The sequence below is a fragment of the Armatimonadota bacterium genome, assembly GCA_022563855.1.
Lineage (GTDB): Bacteria > Armatimonadota > Fimbriimonadia > Fimbriimonadales > Fimbriimonadaceae > JADFMN01.
Map to the genome: position 1 here is coordinate 47257 of JADFMN010000005.1, position 18439 is coordinate 65695.

The 18439-nt window shown below is 60.1% G+C and carries 23 protein-coding genes and 1 tRNA gene; 9 read left to right on the plus strand and 15 right to left on the minus strand.

Annotated features, from left to right (window positions below; genetic code table 11):
• Window positions 1-876 (plus strand): tyrosine recombinase XerC, encoded by an 876-nt coding sequence (locus IH944_07795; GenBank protein ID MCH7904455.1) that lies wholly within the window; start codon window positions 1-3, stop codon window positions 874-876.
• On the opposite strand, the gene IH944_07800 is transcribed toward IH944_07795, so the two are convergent.
• Complete coding sequence (locus tag IH944_07800) at window positions 873-1238, minus strand: hypothetical protein (GenBank protein MCH7904456.1); 366 nt, start codon at window positions 1236-1238, stop codon at window positions 873-875. The genes IH944_07795 and IH944_07800 overlap by 4 nt on opposite strands.
• 91 nt (window positions 1239-1329) lie before the next feature.
• On the opposite strand from IH944_07800, the gene IH944_07805 reads away from it, so the two are divergent.
• Genes IH944_07805 through IH944_07815 form a run of 3 tightly spaced genes read left to right on the plus strand, consistent with a single transcriptional unit; the run spans window position 1330 to window position 2038 of the window.
• Window positions 1330-1512: a putative motility protein gene (locus tag IH944_07805; GenBank protein MCH7904457.1), complete on the plus strand. Its 183-nt coding sequence runs from the start codon at window positions 1330-1332 to the stop codon at window positions 1510-1512.
• Between the two features lie 23 nt (window positions 1513-1535).
• Window positions 1536-1787: a hypothetical protein gene (locus tag IH944_07810; protein MCH7904458.1), complete on the plus strand. Its 252-nt coding sequence runs from the start codon at window positions 1536-1538 to the stop codon at window positions 1785-1787.
• Window positions 1787-2038, plus strand: a complete 252-nt coding sequence (locus IH944_07815; GenBank protein MCH7904459.1) for a hypothetical protein — start codon at window positions 1787-1789, stop codon at window positions 2036-2038. The genes IH944_07810 and IH944_07815 overlap by 1 nt, the downstream gene beginning before the upstream one ends.
• Here IH944_07815 and IH944_07820 read toward each other — a convergent pair.
• From IH944_07820 to gatC, 6 genes are read right to left on the minus strand one after another with little or no spacing between them, the layout of a single operon-like run.
• A complete protein-coding gene (locus IH944_07820) occupies window positions 2035-2283 on the minus strand; it encodes a hypothetical protein (GenBank protein MCH7904460.1) in 249 nt (82 codons plus the stop codon). The two genes, IH944_07815 and IH944_07820, sit on opposite strands and share 4 nt — an antisense overlap.
• 20 nt (window positions 2284-2303) lie before the next feature.
• Complete coding sequence (locus IH944_07825; protein MCH7904461.1) at window positions 2304-3032, minus strand: NTP transferase domain-containing protein; 729 nt, start codon at window positions 3030-3032, stop codon at window positions 2304-2306.
• The gene (gene ispE, locus IH944_07830) at window positions 3020-3829 is read right to left on the minus strand and encodes a 4-(cytidine 5'-diphospho)-2-C-methyl-D-erythritol kinase (GenBank protein MCH7904462.1); all 810 of its coding nucleotides are present in this window, start codon (window positions 3827-3829) and stop codon (window positions 3020-3022) included. Before ispE ends, IH944_07825 begins: the two co-directional genes overlap by 13 nt.
• Window positions 3830-4687, minus strand: a complete 858-nt coding sequence (locus IH944_07835) for a hypothetical protein (protein MCH7904463.1) — start codon at window positions 4685-4687, stop codon at window positions 3830-3832. It lies immediately after the preceding gene.
• Window positions 4688-4693: 6 nt separating this feature from the next.
• Window positions 4694-6148: an Asp-tRNA(Asn)/Glu-tRNA(Gln) amidotransferase subunit GatA gene (gene gatA, locus IH944_07840; protein MCH7904464.1), complete on the minus strand. Its 1455-nt coding sequence runs from the start codon at window positions 6146-6148 to the stop codon at window positions 4694-4696.
• Window positions 6149-6151: 3 nt separating this feature from the next.
• The gene (gene gatC / locus IH944_07845) at window positions 6152-6442 is read right to left on the minus strand and encodes an Asp-tRNA(Asn)/Glu-tRNA(Gln) amidotransferase subunit GatC (protein MCH7904465.1); all 291 of its coding nucleotides are present in this window, start codon (window positions 6440-6442) and stop codon (window positions 6152-6154) included.
• 34 nt (window positions 6443-6476) lie between these two features.
• Here gatC and IH944_07850 point away from each other — a divergent pair, with 34 nt between their 5' ends.
• Together IH944_07850 and IH944_07855 are read left to right on the plus strand one after the other, a co-directional pair.
• Window positions 6477-8462: a DUF255 domain-containing protein gene (locus IH944_07850; protein MCH7904466.1), complete on the plus strand. Its 1986-nt coding sequence runs from the start codon at window positions 6477-6479 to the stop codon at window positions 8460-8462.
• Window positions 8463-8508: 46 nt separating this feature from the next.
• Window positions 8509-8598 (plus strand) — tRNA-Ser (locus tag IH944_07855).
• Here the strand turns inward: IH944_07855 and IH944_07860 are convergent.
• Together IH944_07860 and IH944_07865 are read right to left on the minus strand one after the other, a co-directional pair.
• Complete coding sequence (locus IH944_07860; GenBank protein ID MCH7904467.1) at window positions 8599-9102, minus strand: hypothetical protein; 504 nt, start codon at window positions 9100-9102, stop codon at window positions 8599-8601.
• 8 nt (window positions 9103-9110) lie between these two features.
• Complete coding sequence (locus IH944_07865) at window positions 9111-9791, minus strand: hypothetical protein (GenBank protein MCH7904468.1); 681 nt, start codon at window positions 9789-9791, stop codon at window positions 9111-9113.
• A 131-nt stretch (window positions 9792-9922) separates the two neighbouring features.
• On the opposite strand from IH944_07865, the gene acs reads away from it, so the two are divergent.
• Window positions 9923-11920: an acetate--CoA ligase gene (acs, locus tag IH944_07870; GenBank protein ID MCH7904469.1), complete on the plus strand. Its 1998-nt coding sequence runs from the start codon at window positions 9923-9925 to the stop codon at window positions 11918-11920.
• A gap of 236 nt (window positions 11921-12156) precedes the next feature.
• On the opposite strand, the gene IH944_07875 is transcribed toward acs, so the two are convergent.
• Entirely contained in the window at window positions 12157-12720 is a 564-nt protein-coding gene (locus tag IH944_07875) for an acyloxyacyl hydrolase (GenBank protein MCH7904470.1), read from the minus strand.
• Window positions 12721-12830: 110 nt separating this feature from the next.
• Entirely contained in the window at window positions 12831-13118 is a 288-nt protein-coding gene (locus IH944_07880; GenBank protein ID MCH7904471.1) for an RNA-binding protein, read from the minus strand.
• A gap of 218 nt (window positions 13119-13336) precedes the next feature.
• On the opposite strand from IH944_07880, the gene IH944_07885 reads away from it, so the two are divergent.
• Entirely contained in the window at window positions 13337-13996 is a 660-nt protein-coding gene (locus IH944_07885; GenBank protein ID MCH7904472.1) for a DUF2461 domain-containing protein, read from the plus strand.
• A gap of 63 nt (window positions 13997-14059) precedes the next feature.
• Here the strand turns inward: IH944_07885 and IH944_07890 are convergent, their stop codons facing one another.
• Window positions 14060-14356 carry a hypothetical protein gene (locus IH944_07890; protein MCH7904473.1) on the minus strand — a complete coding sequence of 99 codons (297 nt, stop codon included), beginning with the start codon at window positions 14354-14356 and terminating at the stop codon, window positions 14060-14062.
• Between the two features lie 29 nt (window positions 14357-14385).
• On the opposite strand from IH944_07890, the gene IH944_07895 reads away from it, so the two are divergent.
• Window positions 14386-15240: a hypothetical protein gene (locus IH944_07895; GenBank protein MCH7904474.1), complete on the plus strand. Its 855-nt coding sequence runs from the start codon at window positions 14386-14388 to the stop codon at window positions 15238-15240.
• Between the two features lie 223 nt (window positions 15241-15463).
• On the opposite strand, the gene IH944_07900 is transcribed toward IH944_07895, so the two are convergent.
• The 3 genes from IH944_07900 to IH944_07910 form a co-directional block, all read right to left on the minus strand.
• Window positions 15464-15841, minus strand: coding sequence for a hypothetical protein (locus IH944_07900; GenBank protein MCH7904475.1), 378 nt, complete (start codon window positions 15839-15841; stop codon window positions 15464-15466).
• 195 nt (window positions 15842-16036) lie between these two features.
• Window positions 16037-16621, minus strand: coding sequence for a hypothetical protein (locus IH944_07905; protein ID MCH7904476.1), 585 nt, complete (start codon window positions 16619-16621; stop codon window positions 16037-16039).
• A 60-nt stretch (window positions 16622-16681) separates the two neighbouring features.
• Window positions 16682-18250, minus strand: coding sequence for an arylsulfatase (locus IH944_07910; protein ID MCH7904477.1), 1569 nt, complete (start codon window positions 18248-18250; stop codon window positions 16682-16684).
• Window positions 18251-18439 lie beyond the last annotated feature (189 nt).

The window sequence follows — 18439 nt, forward strand, 5'->3', positions numbered from 1 at the left end:
GTGTCCCGGGTCTCGCGCCCGCTCGATGAACTCATCCAGGCGTTCCTGGACCATTTGGCCGCGATCCGATCACCGGCCACTGTGCGCGCGTATGGCAGCGATCTCTCGCAGTTGGCCGCAAGCCTTGACGGCGAAGATATGAGCGCCGAGTCGTTGCGCAGGTTTTTGCGCAAGTACGGAGGGAAGCCCGGCACGCGCTCTCGCAAACTCGCGACCGTTCGGGCGTTCGTCCGTTACCTGCGGTCGATCGAGGTACTGGCCTTCGACCCGACCGAGACTCTCGAGGCGCCGTATAAACGCAGGAAGCTGCCCACCGTCTTGAGCCAGCACCAGGCGGAGGAGCTGCTATCGAACAAGCCAGCGGGCCAGTCCCCGCTCCGAGATCAGGCGATCTTGGAGGTTCTCTACGCGTCAGGCTTGCGAGCGGCGGAACTCGTCACGATCCAGACGGTTGACCTGGATCTAAATGAACAGATCATCCGCGTGGTTGGAAAGGGGAACAAGGAGCGGGTCGCGCTTTTCGGCGAGGCTTGTAGAGACTCATTACAGCGTTACATCGAGTCCGAGCGCGTACCTGCGAAAGACCGCGAGCCGCTCTTTACAAACCGGAGCGGGAGGGCCTTAACCACTCGGTCCATTCAGAACATCGTCAAGAGATTTGCAAGGTCAGCAGGTCTGCCTTCTGACGTCTCGCCCCACACGCTGCGACACAGCTTTGCCACGCACTTGCTCGACGGCGGCGCCGATCTGAAGACCGTCCAGCAGCTGCTCGGACACGAGGACGTGGCGACGACGCAGATTTACACGCACATCAGCATTGAGCGGCTGAGAGAAGCAGTGCAGAAAGCGCACCCGAAGAGCAAGGAATCGAGCTAGACCCAGGTAGATGCCCGACGAAAGATCTTGTAGTTCACCGGCTGCCGGATGTTCGCAAAGACGAAGTTAGGCCACCCGACCATGAAATCGAGCTCGTAGTCGGCTTCGGGCGAGATCAGGACCAGCGGTACCGTGTTGGCGATGGCGTGTGCCTGCTTCGCTATGCCGAACTGCTCGTACCCTGCGATCTTGTGGGGCTTGTCCAGGGTGGCGACCAGATCGACGAACAGCAAATCCGCGTCCTCGCACTCGTCGAGGGCGGGCTCCCAGTTCTTGAACACGATCAACTCATCATCCGGATGCAACCCCTTGCGGGCCTCCTTGGCCATTATCTTGTCGTGTGTGACTAGAACAAACTTCACGCTTTCAGTTGAGAGACGCCAGTGTACTCAGAATTGAAGCGTCAGGGTCGCCACTCCAGGATCGACGGAATCTGCCGATACCATGAATGGCATGCGAATCAGCGGATCGACTCAGGCAGTATCAAGTCTCCAGAACACCCCGCAGACGGACTCGGCCAGGACGGCCTACCAGATCAATGTTCTCAAAAAGGCCCTGGATTCGCAGAAGGCTCAAGCATCCAAGCTGCTAGATCTGATTGAGACTAAGGGACAGGTCCTCGACATCCGAGCCTAGCCGGCGGGGTATCTTCTACCTTCGTGAAGAAGGATAAACCGACCCAAGCACCTGTTTGGTGGAAAAACACCTTCTTCTGGTTGGCTGGCATCCTGGCATCGCTAGGGCTTTTCGCGCTGGTTGCCGGTGAGGCGACGATCCGTGATCCGGGGCAGATTCGTGAGAGCGGCCTCGTCTGGATCTACTTCGGTAGCGCCGCCGTCATGTTCGTCAACGGGTGGCTAACGCACCAGCAAGCTGAGCGTCACCACCAAGAGACCCACGGAGATTTGTAATGGTTAAATGCGTTTGCGGCAAAGAGTTACCGACAGTCCCGACCTGGCTGTCAGATGTCGGCGTAACGTTCATCTGCAATCACTGCCCTAGCAGAAACGTTCAGAGCATCACGAAGGTGGACCTGACCGCTGGAATGGTCGCAGCGACCGGTGAGGCCGGATCGCAGGCGAAGGCCGCAAAAAGCGGCAAGAGCGCTGGGAAGTTTGAGAGTGGGATGAAAAGGAAGACAGAGCCCAAAGCAAAGAGCTAGGCAGCTGGCCTTGCTCGTCGATCAACTTGAATCACCTTCGGCGTATTGATCAGCCCGACCTTGGTCAAGCATGCCTGCTGAAGGTCTTTATCGCTAATCGCTGCGTCCTCCGTGACCGTCACGTGGGCGAAGATGGTATCGCCGTTCAGCCAAGCCGATGCGTCGACGACGTAGTCGAGGCCGTTCAGAAACCGCTCTGCCAGCGCCGGGTCGCCTGGGTTGCTGCGGTGATTCGAGATTGCCACATCCTGATTGTCGGCAATTCTTACGTTTTCTGAAGTCGAGCGAACTGCTCGTACTGCTCCGCCTTGTCCAAGTCGGCGCCAAGCTCGGCGTAGCGGCTGATGACCCCGCGTACTGGAACGCCAAGGAACTTCCCGACTGCCCTTTCCAGAGCCGCCAGGCGCAGGGTTCTTGGCCAAACCTGCCCGAGCATCACCCTGCCGAGCACACCGAGACCGATCGTCTGAGCCAGCAGAAGGGGTTTCTTGCGCACTTCATAAGCCCGTTCCATTACTGGGAGCGCTCGCGCCATCATCTCCTTCTCCATCAAGGCGACGTTTCCTCCGGTGAACTCCCCTTCTCGAAGTTTGAGCGTCGTGCGGCGCATGCCGGGGAACCTCGCCTCGCAGTCCTGCATCGGCACGATCGGGTAGTTCAATCCAGCTGATCTGTCGCATCTGTCTACGAAGTCGTTCAGCGACTCGGTCGTCAGGCACGGCAGATCGACCGTCACCAGCAGGAAGTGCTCGGTCTTTACCTGGCTTAAGCCGTTCGACAGGCTGTCGCAGAAGTTTGCGCCAGCTTCGACTTGGCGAGCTGTAATGCCGCTAGGACCGCCGACGAGGATCGGTTCGCCGAGCGGGCTGGTCGCGCTCAGCACGGTATCCACGAGGCGAGTGCCGTCGATCTCGATCTCGGCGCGCGTGTCGGCGCCCGATGCTTTGCGCAATTCGTCGTCGCAGCGCCCTCCGGCAAGGATCACGATATCCACAGGCTCTCCTCGCGGGTCAGCGCAGGCGCGAGCCATGAGTCGCCGACGCCCTCTTCCTGCATCTTGGCTTGGGCAGCGCCGGCGGTGCTTGCGGAGTCGAACATCCCGAACACGGCGGAGCCTGATCCACATAGCAGCGCGTCCTCGGCGCCGTGAACGCGGAGTCTGTCCGATAGTTGAGCGCACTCGAAGGGAGCGACAGCTTCGAAGTCGTTGTGCAGGCCTCCCGCCGCGGGGAACGTCTTCAGCGACGGATTCAACGCGTCGAGCCTCGTATAGGCTTCCGAGGTATCGACTCGAGTTGACGGCATCACGATGAGGAACCACTTTGAAGCGTCATCCGGCTGCGCCTCGAGCTTCTCGCCGTAACCGCACGCTGTCGCCCTGCCGCCCATCAAGAAGAACGGTACGTCAGCGCCGACAGCCAAGGCAATTCTCTGCGCGGCGGTATCGGTGAGTTGGTCGGGAATCAGCTTGCGAACGGCTCGAATCAGGCCTGCAGCATCAGAACTTCCGCCGCCCAGACCTGCCTGGCGCGGGATGCGCTTTACAAGCGAAATACCGAGAGGGGGGATCGCGATCTCTCTTTGAAGCAGCCGCAGCGCCGCAGTCACCGTGTTCTCGGCCGGAATGTCGGGCCAGTCGCAGTCGAACGAGTCGGACTCAGACTCGTTGACGGTCAGTTCGTCGAACAGCCCGACAGCCTGGAAGACGGTACGGATCGGGTGGTAGCCGGTCTCATCGCGCTGGCCGACCGAGAGAAACAGATTGACCTTCGCGGGACACCTGACGATCACTCAGTCGTTCCTCTCTTCTTTGATCTGTCTTTTGGCATCGTCGGGGATCGGCGGCGGGGAGCCGGGGTCGGTGGTCTCGTCGGCAGTCGGGGGTTGCTCGACTGTCGGCACGGCCACCGAATCAATCCCATCGAACTTCGGGTACGGAGTCTCGTCCAGCTCTTCGAGCGCCTTGTCGATGGAGTCGAGCTGCAGTCGGGCTTCGGCCATTGCCTGGAGGAAGTCGCCGTGGTCAAGCTCTGGCGAACTGGTCGAAAGCCGGTGGCCGAGCATTCGCATCCTGAGCGTATCGAGCGTCGTCGTGAACACCGCCGCCTGCGCTTCCGTTCGCTCAACGCGGGTAATAACGCCTTGGTAGTTTTGGCGGTACTCGGCGATGTTCTTGTCAGCGAGCAGGTACAGCTCCTGCGTTCTCTGATCGGGGCTGATCGGTCCCGCCTGCCCCTTGGGAGGGACTAGCCAGCCTTCGCTGGCGGAAACTTCGTCGATGATGATGTCGGCTCTCCTTAGGGCGACGTACAGATTCGAGCCTACGTCGACTATCGTCTTGGGCAGCTCCTGTAGTTCGACGACGCCGTCCTTGGTGCTGTCGGAGAACGCTTTGTTGAACCGTTTCAGGCGATCCTTGCACGCAGCCCAGAGCAGCAGGAAGCGCCTGTTCTTGAAACGCTTTTCGACGCTGCGAGTGTAGGCAGTCATAGCGCATACGCCGGCGACTGCAAGGAGGAGGAGCAGCCAGGGTCCCCTCGTTTGATTGATGATGACAAGGAACAGAAGCGAGCCGACGAGAAAGAGGCGTCCGAAGGAGAACAGCTCCTTCAGGAATAGCTCTTTGTCTCTTTGCTTGATGTCGTTCATGGCGAATCAGGGCATCGGCGGCCGTTTGCCGGTGCCGGGTAGGCATCGCTCCACCGCGTACGCCGTCTGCAACAGCCGTTCGTCGTCGTTGACAGGTCCTGTGAGCAGCAGTCCGACGGGCAACCCATCGGACAGCCCGCACGGCAGCGAAATGCTCGGGAAACCTCCCATGTTCGCCGGAATTGTGCAGTAGTCCATCAGCTTGAGCGACATGTGATCGAGTCCCGCGTCACCCATCGGAAACGCCACGCACGGGCTGGTCGGGCCGATGATACAGTCGTACTCTTTGAACGCCTGCTCAAACTCGGCCGACATCAATCCGCGAATCTGCTGCGCCTTGTGATAGTACGCGTCGTAGTAGCCTGCCGATAGAGCATACGTTCCGACCATGATCCGCAGTTTCACCTCGTGGCCGAACAGCCCCCCTCTGGTCGCCATAAACATATCAACGTGATCGCTGCCCGCCGCGATCCTCGGCCCGTACCGGACGCCGTCGTACCGCGCTAGGTTGCTGCTCGCCTCCGCGGGCGCGATGATGTAGTACGTCGTGACGCCGAGCTTGATCGAGGGCAGGCTGATCTCGGAGATCGACGCGCCTTCGCGACTCATCGACTCGACGGCGCGCTCGACTGCCGTACGCACCCCGGGCTCGATCGAGTCGGCGAGAAACTCCTTGGGCAGGGCGAATTTCAGTCCTTTCAACGACCCGTCTTTCAACTCCTTGGTTGAGATTTGCGAGTCCGGCAGCGAAGTGCTGTCCCGAGGGTCGTGGCCAGAAATGACTGACGCCAACAGCGCGGCGTCTTCCACCGTTCGGCCGAACGGGCCAATTTGGTCTAGGCTCGAGGCGAAAGCTACAAGCCCGTAGCGAGACACGCGGCCGTACGTGGGCTTGAAACCAACGACTCCGCACAGCGAGGCTGGCTGCCTGATCGAGCCGCCCGTATCTGAGCCGAGGGAGAGCGGGGTCATCTCTGCTGAGACCGAAACCGCCGATCCGCCCGAGCTTCCGCCGGGAGACAGATCCGGATCCCAAGGGTTGTGCGTGGGGTGAAACGCGCTGTTCTCAGTCGAGGTTCCCATCGCGAACTCGTCGAGATTCGTCTTGCCGACGATCACCATGCCATGAGACCTTGCCCGCTCTATCACGGTGGCGTCAAAAGGCGGTACGTACCCTTCCAGAATCTTCGACGCGCACGTCGTGGGGATTCCCGCTGTGCTCATATTGTCTTTGACAGCCAGGGGAACGCCGGTGAGCGCGCTTCCGTCGCCTGAATCGATCAGCGCTTGGGCCGTGTCGGCGTCCTGTCGGGCGCTCTCTTCGCACAGCGTCAGAAACGCACGGTACTCGGGGTCGATCTTCCGAATTCGCTCAAGCGAGCCATCAAGCGCGTCGTGGACTGAGATCTCTCTCGACTGGAGTTTCTCTGCCAACTCCACTGCGGTCAACTGGCTGACCAATTACTACTCCTCGATGATGGTTGGCACGATGAAAACGCCCGCCTTGCTCGAAGGCGCGTTCCTCATCGCCTCATCCCTCGGCAGGCATTGGCCGGGCACGTCTTCAGCCCAGACGTTCGTGAGGGCAACGGCGTGGGGTCGCGGATCGACGCCGCTGACGTCGACGTCTTCGATATCCTGAAAGTGCCCGAGCAGCGCGTTCAATTCGCCTTGGAACTCAGCAAGCTCGCCGTCGCTCAGTTCCAACCGTGCCAAGCGAGCTACGTGCTTGACTTCTTCCAAGGAGATCGGCATGGGCAGATGATACCAAAGCCATAATGTGAGAGATATGCCACTGTGGGGATCACGCGGGTCGTATTGGGCGGTTACCATGACGCTGGTGATCGTCGTCGGCGTCAACGTCCTTGTCGATTGGGGTCGGCCACTCGTCCCGCCGCCAGCAGAGAATGAGCTGGCTTCTGAGAGCGCACAGTACCTGTTGAACGCATCGAGGCACCGCGTCGAATGGCTGACCCTCGCGGACGACTTCCTAGCGGAGGCTCGACGGCTAGATCGTCCGATCATGATCGCAGTCGGAACCTCGTGGAGCCGTACGGCGCGGAGGTACGACAGCTGGCATTTCAGCAATCAGGAGATGGCCGCGAAGCTGAACAGTGAGTTCGTGTGCGTTCGTGTTGACGCCATGCAGAATCCGGAGTGGGCCTACCCGCTCTTACAACTCACTCGATCCACAGTCCCAAACGACGACGGATTCCACCTATGGTTCCTTTTGCCTGACGGCGGGTTCATCCTTTGGGATGATCGGCTCGACGTGAACGAGTTTCGAGAAGTCCTTGGCCGAGTTCTGGACGCGCGGGCACGGTTGGTCGAAGAATCCCTCGCGGTGAGCGAAGACGAGCTTCGTGAGCTTCAAGAAGAGGAGGACGAGCAGCAAAGACGAGAACAGCAGAGACGAGAGCGGCAAAGGCGTGAGATGGCGGCGTACGGCCGCGCTGGGAGCCAGCAGACCCCGAAATACCGTGAGTACGCAGAGTCGGCGATGGCCGTCGATCTGCGATTTGTTGAGGCCGAGAGCAGCCGCGATCGCGCTTTCGACCTGTCGATGATCGCCGCGGAGCACAGGTTCGAGGCGCCGCCCGCTTCACGTTTGCGGCTGTACCTAAAATTGGGCGCGCGCAACGCAGCCGAGCGGCTGGTGCGAGAATTGCTGCAATCGGGCCAAGTTGACTGGTTGGACGGCGGGTTCTTCCGCGTGCGCGATCGCCGCGATGCCGGACAAGTTGACTTTAACAAGTTGCTTGCGCAGTCAACAGAGATGTGCGCAGCGCTTGCGCAGTATTCGATGGTTGCGCAAGATCGCACTGCCGAGCAGGTCGCGCTGGCTGGCGTCGAATGGGCGTTGCAAATGCTTGAGAGCGGGTCCGGCCTGCCGGGCTCCTCAGTCGCCGATGTCCTCTCGAACGGTCGGTGTCTGGCCTACAGCTTCCCGGTGGCGACGCTTCGCCTCTCTTTTTCACGGAGCGTGCGAAAGTCGATGACGGAGAAGTTGCTGCTTAATTCGAGGGCGAATCCGCTGATGATGGTTCGTCGACCTGCCGGGGCAGATTGGAGTCTGGAAGATGTCGACGAACTGATGGACGAGCTGCGAAGCATCCGAGAACAATCGGCGATCGTGCCGTCGGATCACGATTACGCCGATGCCGTCGGTTATACGGTCGCTCGCTGCATCGAGACCTGCCGACTGTTGGGCAACGACGAACTCTTGACAAGGGCGATGGCGCAATTGACGGCGCTGGAAACGTTTCGGGTCGGCTCCAACACCGTTCGTCACGGCCTATCGGGCGCTTCGCGATCTCATCGCTACCTTGGCGATTTCGCAGCTTACTCAGACGCGATGCTAGAGGCGTTCAAAGCATCCGGCGACGCCGCTTATCTCTCTGCTGGCAGCGCGGTTCTTGACCGAGCGGTCTTTCTGTACTCGGACGACTCTGGGCGCGTTCTTGGTGCACAGCCCGCCAGCGGCCGCGACTCGCAGTTTCGGCTCGACGTACCTCATTTGCTCGACGGTTTCGTTCCGCCCGCTACGGTCAAGACGATTCTTCTCATGTGGCAGTACGGCGAGCTGCTCGAGCGCGCAGACCTCAAAACGAAGGCGATTGAGATGCTGACCGAATACGGGCATGTGCTGAACGAGTATTCGCGCTTCGAAGTCCAGTACGGCGGATTGACGAACGAAAACGGCCAGGCCATTGTCGAGTACAGTGGCGCGTTCGACGATTTCTACTGGACGGCCGCTGAAATCCTGGAGCGGTGATCGACCTCTAGGTTTTGCCCGTCGTAAGCCATAATTACTTCTCTGCGGAGAGGTCGCATAGTGGTCTAGTGCGCTGGTTTCGAAAACCAGTGAGGTCGCAAGGCCTCCGTGGGTTCGAATCCCACCCTCTCCGCCACTACTTCGGCTCGTTTGCAGCGTCTTCCTCTCTTCCTGCGGCGAACTCCCACAGCTGATCTGGGCTCAGGATAACGACGTTCGGCTCGGCCAGCCTCAGGAACTCCTCGAGCGGAAGCTCGCCGACGTCGCCGGTCTCCCGAAACTCTTCGTACAGCGCGGCCAGGACTTCTCCCGTCGTCGGTTTTTCCTGATACGTGCTGACCCAGAGGCCTGGCGAGTCCTCGCCGCTCTTGTACGCCACAGCCGCGACCCACAAGTCTTGCTGGGCATCCGTCGAGCCCTCCGACCACGCGCCGCGTTCGACGGCGATACCGGCGGTCTTTAGTTGAGTGATTGCGTCAGCCATAGAAAGCGGGGTGGTCGAACGTACGATCAGTCCCTTTTCGGTTCCCGCAGAGGTGAGCGAACACCCATTGCCCATCGGAGATACGAACGCCTGATTTGCTCCGGTCAAGCTCTTAGTAGCCGCAGCAAAGCCATCGAAATCGACGGTCAGCACCATGCGACCTATTATATTGGATGAACGGCGGCCTTCGTCGATTCCGACCTCGGCTCGATGCTCCAGCATACGCCGATCGGGTCTCTCAACAGTTGGTGCTGGGAGTCGAGGAAGGCCGCCCCGCCCTCGATCATCTGTTCAACTGGCGCGACGTGCGAAAGCCAAACGGCAGGGAAGTCGTGCTCTGAGTCGAAAACGCGCATGCCGACCGATCCTCCAGAGATGAGGAGGGAGCCGTCGCTGAGGCGATTTGCTGGCGCTTGCAGCACCATGCTGTAGAACTCAGCAATCTGCTGTACGTTCGACGCCGCTGCTCCGATCATCGGTCGGAAGTACCCATGCTCATCCGGCACGATCTCAACCCAGCTTGCCTCCTTTTGCTCGTACACGTTGAACTCAAGCCCGAACGGGTCTCGGACGAGGTTCGTCTTTCCGGGCCCCATCCAATCGATGACTTCGTAGCCGTAGAACCTGAGCTTGGCCTTGGATGCAGCTAGATCAAGCGTGAGGATTTCAAATATCGTCTTGCTGATCGGTCCTGGATCGAGGTACATCCGCATCGGTCCGGCTTCTAACACCAAGCCTTCCTCAAGACTGCCGAGGGTCATGCCCATGTGGTCGCGATAGAACTGCATGGCGCCATCAAGGTTTGGCGTCACGATACCGATGCAGGAGCTGAGGCGGAAATCCACTCATAGTAACAGACGGTGCGACTAGTACTGAGCGATTCACAACAAGGCCGGCTCAGTCTCCAGCGCTTCAAGAGGAACTTGGGTTCAAAGCGCATTGGGCTACAATCAGGCTGATTCCCTGGAAGGCCGGTATGTCTGAGACCATCGAAACCTTGTTGCACGAGACGCGGCGATTCGAGCCGAGCGAGGAGTTCAAGGCGCAAGCCAACGCCGCCGACCCCGCGATATACGGCCAGGCCGACGAAGACTGGCAGGGCTGGTGGGAGTCGTGGGCGAGGAAGCTCGACTGGTTCGAGCCGTGGCACACCGTTTGCGACTGGCAGAAGCCGTTCGCCAAGTGGTTCGTGGGCGGGAAGCTCAACGCCTGCTACAACTGCATCGACAGGCACGTCGAAGCGGGGCGGGGTTCTCGGACGGCTTTAATCGGCGAGGGTGAGCCGGGAGACGTGCGGGTCTTCACCTACGCCGACATGAAGCGAGAGGTCTCGAAGCTGGCGAACGCGCTGAAGTCTCTGGGGGTCGAGAAGGGGGACAGAGTGTGCGTTTATATGCCGATGGGGCCGGAGTTGGCTCTGACGATGCTCGCGTGCGCACGAATCGGGGCTCCTCACTCCGTGGTTTTCGGCGGGTTCAGCGCGGAGTCGCTTTATGACCGAATCAACGACGCGACCTGCAAGGCGGTCGTGACCGCCGACGGCTCCTGGCGGCGCGGGAAGATCGTGCCGCTCAAGAAGGTCGTGGACGAAGCGATGGAGATGGGGTGCCCTTCTATCGAGAAGATCCTGGTCTACGAAAGGGTGGGCGCGCCGGGGACGGAGACCAACGGTATGAAAGCCCCCGAGTACGACCGCGGCACGATGGTCGAAGGGCGCGACGTCTGGTGGCACGACGTTGTGGACGCGCAGAGCGACGACTGCCCCTGCGAGCCGATGGACAGCGAAGACCTGCTCTACATTCTCTATACGAGCGGCTCGACCGGCAAGCCGAAGGGCATCATGCACACCACCGGCGGCTACATGACCGGCGTCACCGCGACGACGAAGCTCGTCTTTGACCTGAAGGACGAGGACGTGTTCTGGTGCACTGCCGACTGCGGCTGGGTCACCGGGCACAGTTACATCGTCTACGGCCCGATGTCGAACTGCGCCCAGCAGGTGATGTACGAGGGCGCCCCCGACGCGCCGGAAAAAAACCGCTTTTGGAAGATCGTCGAGAAGCACAAGGTCAACATCATCTACACCGCCCCGACCGCAATCCGCGCGTTCATGAAGTGGGGAAGGGAGTACCCCGACGGTTGCGACCTGTCTTCCTTGCGTCTTCTCGGCACAGTCGGCGAGCCGATCAACCCCGAGGCGTGGATGTGGTACCGCGAGGTCATCGGCGGCTCGCGCTGTCCAATAGTCGATACGTGGTGGCAGACCGAGACCGGTGCGATCATGATCACGCCTCTGCCTGGGTTGCAGACGACCAAGCCCGGCTCCGCGACGCGACCTTTCCCTGGCGTTCACGCTGCGATCTACACCGAGGAGGGCGAGGACGTGACGCACAAGGCGGCGGACGGAGATGTCGGCGGTCTGCTGGTTCTGAAGCGGCCTTGGCCTTCGATGCTCCGCGGCATCTACGGCGACGTGGAGCGGTACAAGGAGGTGTACTGGTCGAAGTTCAGCGATGCGTACTTCGCTGGCGACGGGGCGAAGCTGGACTCGGACGGCTGCTTCTGGCTGCTCGGCCGAGTGGACGACGTGATGCTCGTCGCGGGGCACAATATTTCGACAATGGAGGTCGAGTCGGCCCTTGTCGACCACCCGGCTGTGGCTGAGTCAGCTGTTATCGGTCGCGCCGACGAGATCAAGGGACAGGCGATCGCCGCGTTCGTGATCGTGCGGTCTGGCTTTGAACCGTCCGACGAACTCGCTGCGGAGTTGAAGAAGCACGTCGGCAAGAAGATCGGCCCGATCGCGCGCCCAGACGACATCATCTTCACGGCGGACGTGCCTAAGACGCGCAGCGGCAAGATCATGCGCCGGTTGTTGCGCGATGTGGCGGAGGGGCGGGCTCTGGGCGACACGACGACGCTCGCCGACCCTGCGGTGGTGGCGAGTCTGAAGCGGAAATACGACGAAGGATAGTCGCGCCTGTCAGTATGTGACTCAGCGGCGCATCCACACCGTGCTCCTTCGATCCGCTCAGGATGACGGTGTGGATGCTGACTTTGCGGTGCATCACGGACAAACCGTACCGGGCCTGACCGTGGCACACTGGGATCGGTTCGGAGGTTCGGGCGTGGGTTAGATAGGTCAGATAAGTCGTATATGTCCTATCTGACCCACGGCGACCCTGGCCCTGCTCCCGCAAACCACCAGCCTCAGAACTGAACGCCGACGTAGAAGTGGAAGAAATTGTGCCCCTCGTTGTTTCCGACCGCGCCTCCGTTCGACACGTGTATGTACCGAATCCCTAGAATCAGCTCATACCCTTCGAACGGACCCTTCATGCCTACGCCAAGGGTAGGGGTCGTGTTGAACAGCCCGCCCAGGTCGTGGGTCCTCGTGTTGACGTACTGCAATCCCCAGCCAATTTCGAAGAACGTCTTGAACTGTGTCGGCGCGCGATTCCAGTATCTGGCAAACCCCGATACACCGTAGTGGTGCGAGTTGTTCTTGGGAAACCTTCCTGATCGAAACCCTCCTCCGATCGTGTACATGTAGTACGCCTCGATCACCAGTTCGCCTTCGTGACCCATTGCGAACAAGCGTGGATCGATCTTGGCGTACTGCAATCCGTAGTAGGCGCCGCGCCGCTTGTCTTCGCTCCCAAGCCAGCTCTGGCCGAACACCGGTCCCACGTGGAGCATCCACCGTTTGTCCTGAGCCGAAGCTATTGCAGTCTGCAAGAGCAAGATGGACAGAAGGATGATGGTGCGACGCATACAGTTCGAGACTTTACCAAAGTGGCGACGCGGCTCGCCCGGGCCGGACATGAGATCGACCGGAGGCTTGGTGCCGTCCGGTCGAAATGTCTTAATACTGTTCGGTCGTCCTACCAGCGGCCGCCCCGGTCGCGACCGCCGCCGCCCCCGCCCCCGCCGCCGCCGCCGCGGTCTTCACGCGGCCGTGCCTCGTTCACAAAGATCTTTCGACCGTCGAGCTCCTGCTCGTTCATTCCCTCGATAGCGGCCTCGACCTGATCGTCGTCCACGTCGACGAAGCCGAAACCTCGTCCCTCAATGATCCGCACGGAGGAGGATCCGAACTTGCTGAATGCGTCCTGTAACGTCGACTCGGTGGTCGAATACGATAGATTGCCTACAAAAAGCGACTTTGCCATGTTTTTCTCTTTTCGGCCTTTGTTGTCGGGCCGTGTTCTCGTTTCGCCTTCAGCCCTCGGTTCTCGAGGGGGGCCGACTACCGGAGAACCGATGCCATGACCGCGCCTGTTGCGTAACGCCTGTATTTTGGCACGGCACGGACGCATCCGGTTTCGTTCTGGGCCTGTTTGAACCTGTACTGTGGTAATTTGATTGACTCCGAGCAGGTGTTTTGACGATGGCGCACGTAGCAGACGAGTTTCTTGACTTTTTGCGGGAGTTGGAGCTGAACAACGACCGCGAGTGGTTCAAGGCCCGGAAGACCCGGTTCGAGAGCGAGGTGAAGGCGCCTTTTGAAGCGCTGGTCCGTGAGGTGATCAGCGAGGTCGCATCAGTCGATCCGGCGGTGGATATCGAGCCTAAGGATGCGATCTTCCGCATACATCGCGACACGCGGTTTTCGAAGGACAAGACGCCGTATAAAGCGCACATGGGAGCCGTAATCTGTCCTGGAGGCCGGAAGGCTCTGGACTCGATCGGCGTGTACTTCGAGATATCTGGCCGACGGCTCGGGATCGCGAGCGGGCTGCATTCCCCTGACAAGGAAAAGCTGCTCGCTGTGCGGCGTTTGATCATGTCGCGCGGTGGCGAGATGGAGAAGATCTTGAAGGGAGCGAAGTTCAAGAGGCTTTTCGGAGAGATCGAGGGCGAGAAAAACAAAGTGTTGCCGCAGGAGTTCAAGGAGGCCGCCGCGTCGCAGCCGCTTCTGTTCAACAAGCAGTTCTACTGTTGGGCGGAGTACGACCCGGAAGAGGCGAAGCGCGAAGACCTGCCGAAGTTCATCTTGGATCACTACAAGGCCGCGCTGCCGTTGAATCAGTTCTTGGCACAGGCGTAGTTATCGGGTGCCACGGTCGACCCGAAGGCAGGCTGCGATGTCCCCTCCACCACTGGGGGAGGGTTAGGGAGGGGGTAGAAGAATCGGATCACAATCACTTCCAAATCCAGGGTCGTCCAGGAGGACGACCCTCCATGAGTTCTGGAATCCAATTGCCCGCCGCAATGGAAGAGAGCCCGCAGCAGCCTGAAGCCGGCGCAGAAGAGCGTAGTGCATGTCGGAGACCTGGACGTCGAAGCTCTCTTTTTTCAAGATGTCAGCGAAGTGCCCGGGGACTTGCCCCGGCTCGTGGTCGTCCCACCCGCCCCAAACGATCAGCGCGGCGAGTTGACATCGCGCGAATGTTACCGTTGCGCTCATTCCCAGCGTTCGTCAGAATAAACAAGAAGATGATAGGGGCACTCGTCCTCTCCGTGTCGATGATCGGCACGCCGATCCCGCAGGCGGCGTTCACCGCGCGCGTCTTTCTGCCGGGCAATGCGAAGAGCTCTCACGACCTATACCTCTGGCGCGGGCCGGAGTTGGGCGCGGAACGGCTGTATAGGTCTGGCCGGGAATGCTACGGAGTGCGTTGGATCGACCGGAACACGCTACAGTGGATCGAGTTTGAAGGGTATTGGTCGGGCAGCCGGACGATGTATACGATGCAGCTCGATCTGAGGACGTTCAAGGTCGCTGAGTTGCAGAAGGAGATGATGGAGCCCAGCCACTACCTGTCGGAGACGCGCACAGATCACATCGTCAGTGCGCCAAGTGGATTCGATCCACTGAAGATTGCATACGTATCGGAAGATGTCGGATCGAAGCTGAAGTGGGTCGGTACCCCTAGCGACGATTACCCGAGCCGCTTTACAGAGTTGGAGTACAAGGGCATACGGTTGGAAATTGGGAAGTCGTTCCAAGAGGACGCGCGGTTTGTAATTGGGAGAAGTGGAAGTGAGTTCTTCCTGCACGACGTATCGTTTAACGAGCCCTCAAGTTCACGGGCGGGTGTCTGGCGCCTTGACTTTGACGCGATGGAGGTCGAACAGATCATCGAGAGCTCGGCAATGATCGAGTTCCATCCGAGCACGCCGTTCTGGTGCCGGAGCACCAACAGCATGCAGTTGGTCGAATTGGACGGAGTGCCGTATTGGAAAGAGAAGGGGTACGTTGGGAACTGGCAGACCGGGGAGGTCTGGAACGTGATGGAGAAGCCATCGCTCGTCGGCGCGGTCTCGCTGAGACCGGAGAGAGGCGGATAGCGTGCTGACAGCGATTCTTTTTTCAGTGATTTGTCAGAGCCAGGAGATCCCGCAGGCGGCGTTCACCGCGCGCGTCTACCTGCCCGGCAAGACGAGGAGCTACTATGACGTTTACCTCTGGCGCGGGCCGGGCAAGGTGGATCGCTTGACGAAGACGACGGTGGAGTGCTCGAACGTGCGCTGGGTCAGCCGCAACGTATTGGAGTGGGACGAGGGTGACGGGTCATCTCCACAGAGAATACGGTACGACCTCGCAAATCACAAGCGGACCGCTACCGCGCCGCGAACGATCGATTACCCCAGTCTCGTCCCACCGACCGGCCACGAGTACGCCAAGCGAGAGCTTCCTGAGCTTGCTTGGTTTCACGAGAAGTACGCGCATCTTGAGTTTGAAGACAGGCCTTTCGGGAAGATCGTCTACAAAGACGTTGAGCTCGATGACCCTAGCGTATTCTCGAATACGAGGATTTTCGTGCCTGGTCGTACCGAGTCCGAGTTCTTCTATTTCAAAGTCGAAGGGCGAAGAGGCTCGAGTGGGCACGTCTATCGAATTGACTTTAAGGCCCTGGAGGTGGAGAGGATCATTGAAGACTGCCTTCATGTCGAGATTCACGCGGAATCGCCTTTCTGGTGCGGAAACACAGACTATGACTACGGGATGACCGAATTCGACGGAATGCAATTGTACGTCAGTCGAGGGTTCGTCGGGAACTGGCAGACCGGCGAGATGTGGGACGTGATGCCGGAGCCAGCGGTCGTTACATCTGTGTCTTTGCGTCCTCCACGGCGGACGCAATTACGTCGTGATCCACCAGCAGATGTGAGCGAGCACGGCGATCCATGTCACCAGGCAAAGCTTGATCAGTTCAGGCAGCGACTTCAGGTCGATGATGAGGCCGGCCAGAACGCCGGCGAGCAAACCGAAAAACCAGTAGAGCGCGATGTAGTCGTTGACTAGGTCGCGCGTTTCTTCCGATATCGTGAAGTTGCCTGTGACGATCCCGTAAACTTCGATCACGAGCGCGATGAAGGTGAGGACAACGATCAGGTGTTGCGCCCAGTGCTCCAAGTGCACGTCGTCGCGTTCCCGCACTTTCGTGTACCAGGCGAACATCGGCAGTTTCGAATACCGCAGGAACGGCGCTACGATCAAATACGAGAGCAAGCCCGCCACCCAGAGCATAGGGGTGTAGTAGTAATCCTGCAACCACAGCGGATTGATCAGGATAATCGCAACTTGTGCGCCCAAGAAAACGACGATCAGGAAGAACGCCATGCGGTGGAATCCGATCGACTGTTTCCCGAACGCCCGCACCATGTTGTCGTAGGCGCGTTCTATCCAGATCTTTTCGTGGCCGTTAATTCCGTGCGTGTCTGGCATCTGACTCTCGCTTTAGTATCGCTGTCTGCATGCGTAACTTGCCACGACTTATCATCTTTTTCACGAGAGATTCAGGGCGGGGCTCGGTGGCTCACGGGCTATCGCGCCGTTTGCCTTCTTTGAGGGTCGAGGGTCAATGGTGTGCGGTGACTCATTTTTCTTGATCGAATTCAGAAGCCGGGCCATGCTCTCAAGCAACTCGGGCCGCTCTAGCCAGAGGTTGTTCGTCTCGCCGGGATCGGTCGCTAGATCGTAAAGCTGGCCCTGTGGTCCGCCGGGCTTTGGCTCGATGCGCGCGGGTTGAGTGAATCCTCCTGAGCCGAGGCCTTCGATGTACTTCCAATGCCCGACTCGTAGCGCGAACATTCCGTCTGCGCTGTGGTGCACGAGCTGTCTGCGGATGCGCGCGCCCGTCTCGCCCATCGCGGCGCGCAGGAAGGAACGGCTGTCCGGCGCTTCTTCGTCCGACAGCTGCAGCCCGACTGCCTCGGCGATCGTCGCATACAGGTCGTTCAGTCCGACGAGCCCGTCGAACCGTCCGCCCTCTTCGATTCGACCTGGCCAGCGCATGATGAACGGGATGCGGTGACCGGCTTCGTGGATGTCCGCCTTCTGCCCGCGCCAATCCGCGTTCGCGCGGTGGCCGAACTGTTCAATATCGCGCGGAAGCCAGTGCGCGCCGTTGTCGCTCGTAAAGATCAGCAGCGTGTCGTCGAGTTTCCCCGCAGAGCGCAAAGCCTGCACGACTTGTCCGACCGTGTAGTCGACTTGGACGACGAAATCTCCGTACCAACCGGCGCCGCTCTTGCCGCGAAACCGCTCGATCGGCATCCAAGGCGTGTGCGGCGCGGGCAGAGGCATGTATAAGAAGAAAGGATCGTCACCTTGCCGCTCGATGAGCTCGACCGCTTGATCCGCGACGTTCGGCAGCACCCGATAAAAGTCGAACGAAGGCGACATCGCGCCTTTGCGCCAGAATCCCCCGCCGCCGTTGCGGCGCATCGTGTCGCCGGGCGTTTCGGCGGTCGGCTGCTCTTGCATCAGTCCGTCGACGACGTATCCGTAAGGCGGCATGTCGAGCGACGCGGGGATTATGTAAGATTCATCGAATCCGACCGTGTGTGGACCTTGGTCGAACCGCGCAGAGTAGTCGGCGGGCTGGGTCGTGCCGAGGCCGAGGTGCCACTTGCCGACGACCGCCGTGCGATAACCAGCGGCCTGAAGGCGGCTGGCGATCGTCGGCGTACCCGGATCGATCAGAGAGCGGCTGGACCCGTTCAGCACCCAGCTCTTCAGCCGCGTTCGCCACGCGTACCGCCCGGTCAGCAGCCCGTAGCGCGTCGGCGTGCACACTGCCGAGGGCGAGTGCGCGTCGGTGAATCGCAGCCCCTCTTCCGCGAGGCGGTCGAGGTTCGGCGTCGGGATTTTGCTCGCCGCGTTGTAAGCGCGGATGTCGCCGTAGCCGAGGTCGTCGGCGAGAATCACGACGACGTTCGGCTTCTGCGCCACACAGAGAGACGCCAAAAAGGAAACCAGAACGGCCCAAACTGATCGCACAGGACTGATCTTACCGAGCCCGAGGCCGCAGCTTCGTAGCACGGGCTTCCAGCCCGTGAGTGGCTGGGGCATCTTGCCCCAGGTTCGGCGCTTATGGGTCACGGCCAAGATGGCCGTGCTACCACGGGCGGGACGCCCGTGCCACTAAGACGCCCGTGGGCACTGGACGCCCGTGGCAGTAAACAGCGCATCACAGTCAAGTTTGTTCGCCCCAGTAAGCTCAGCCGAGTGCCTTGCCTAAGAGAGCTCGCATATAATGCT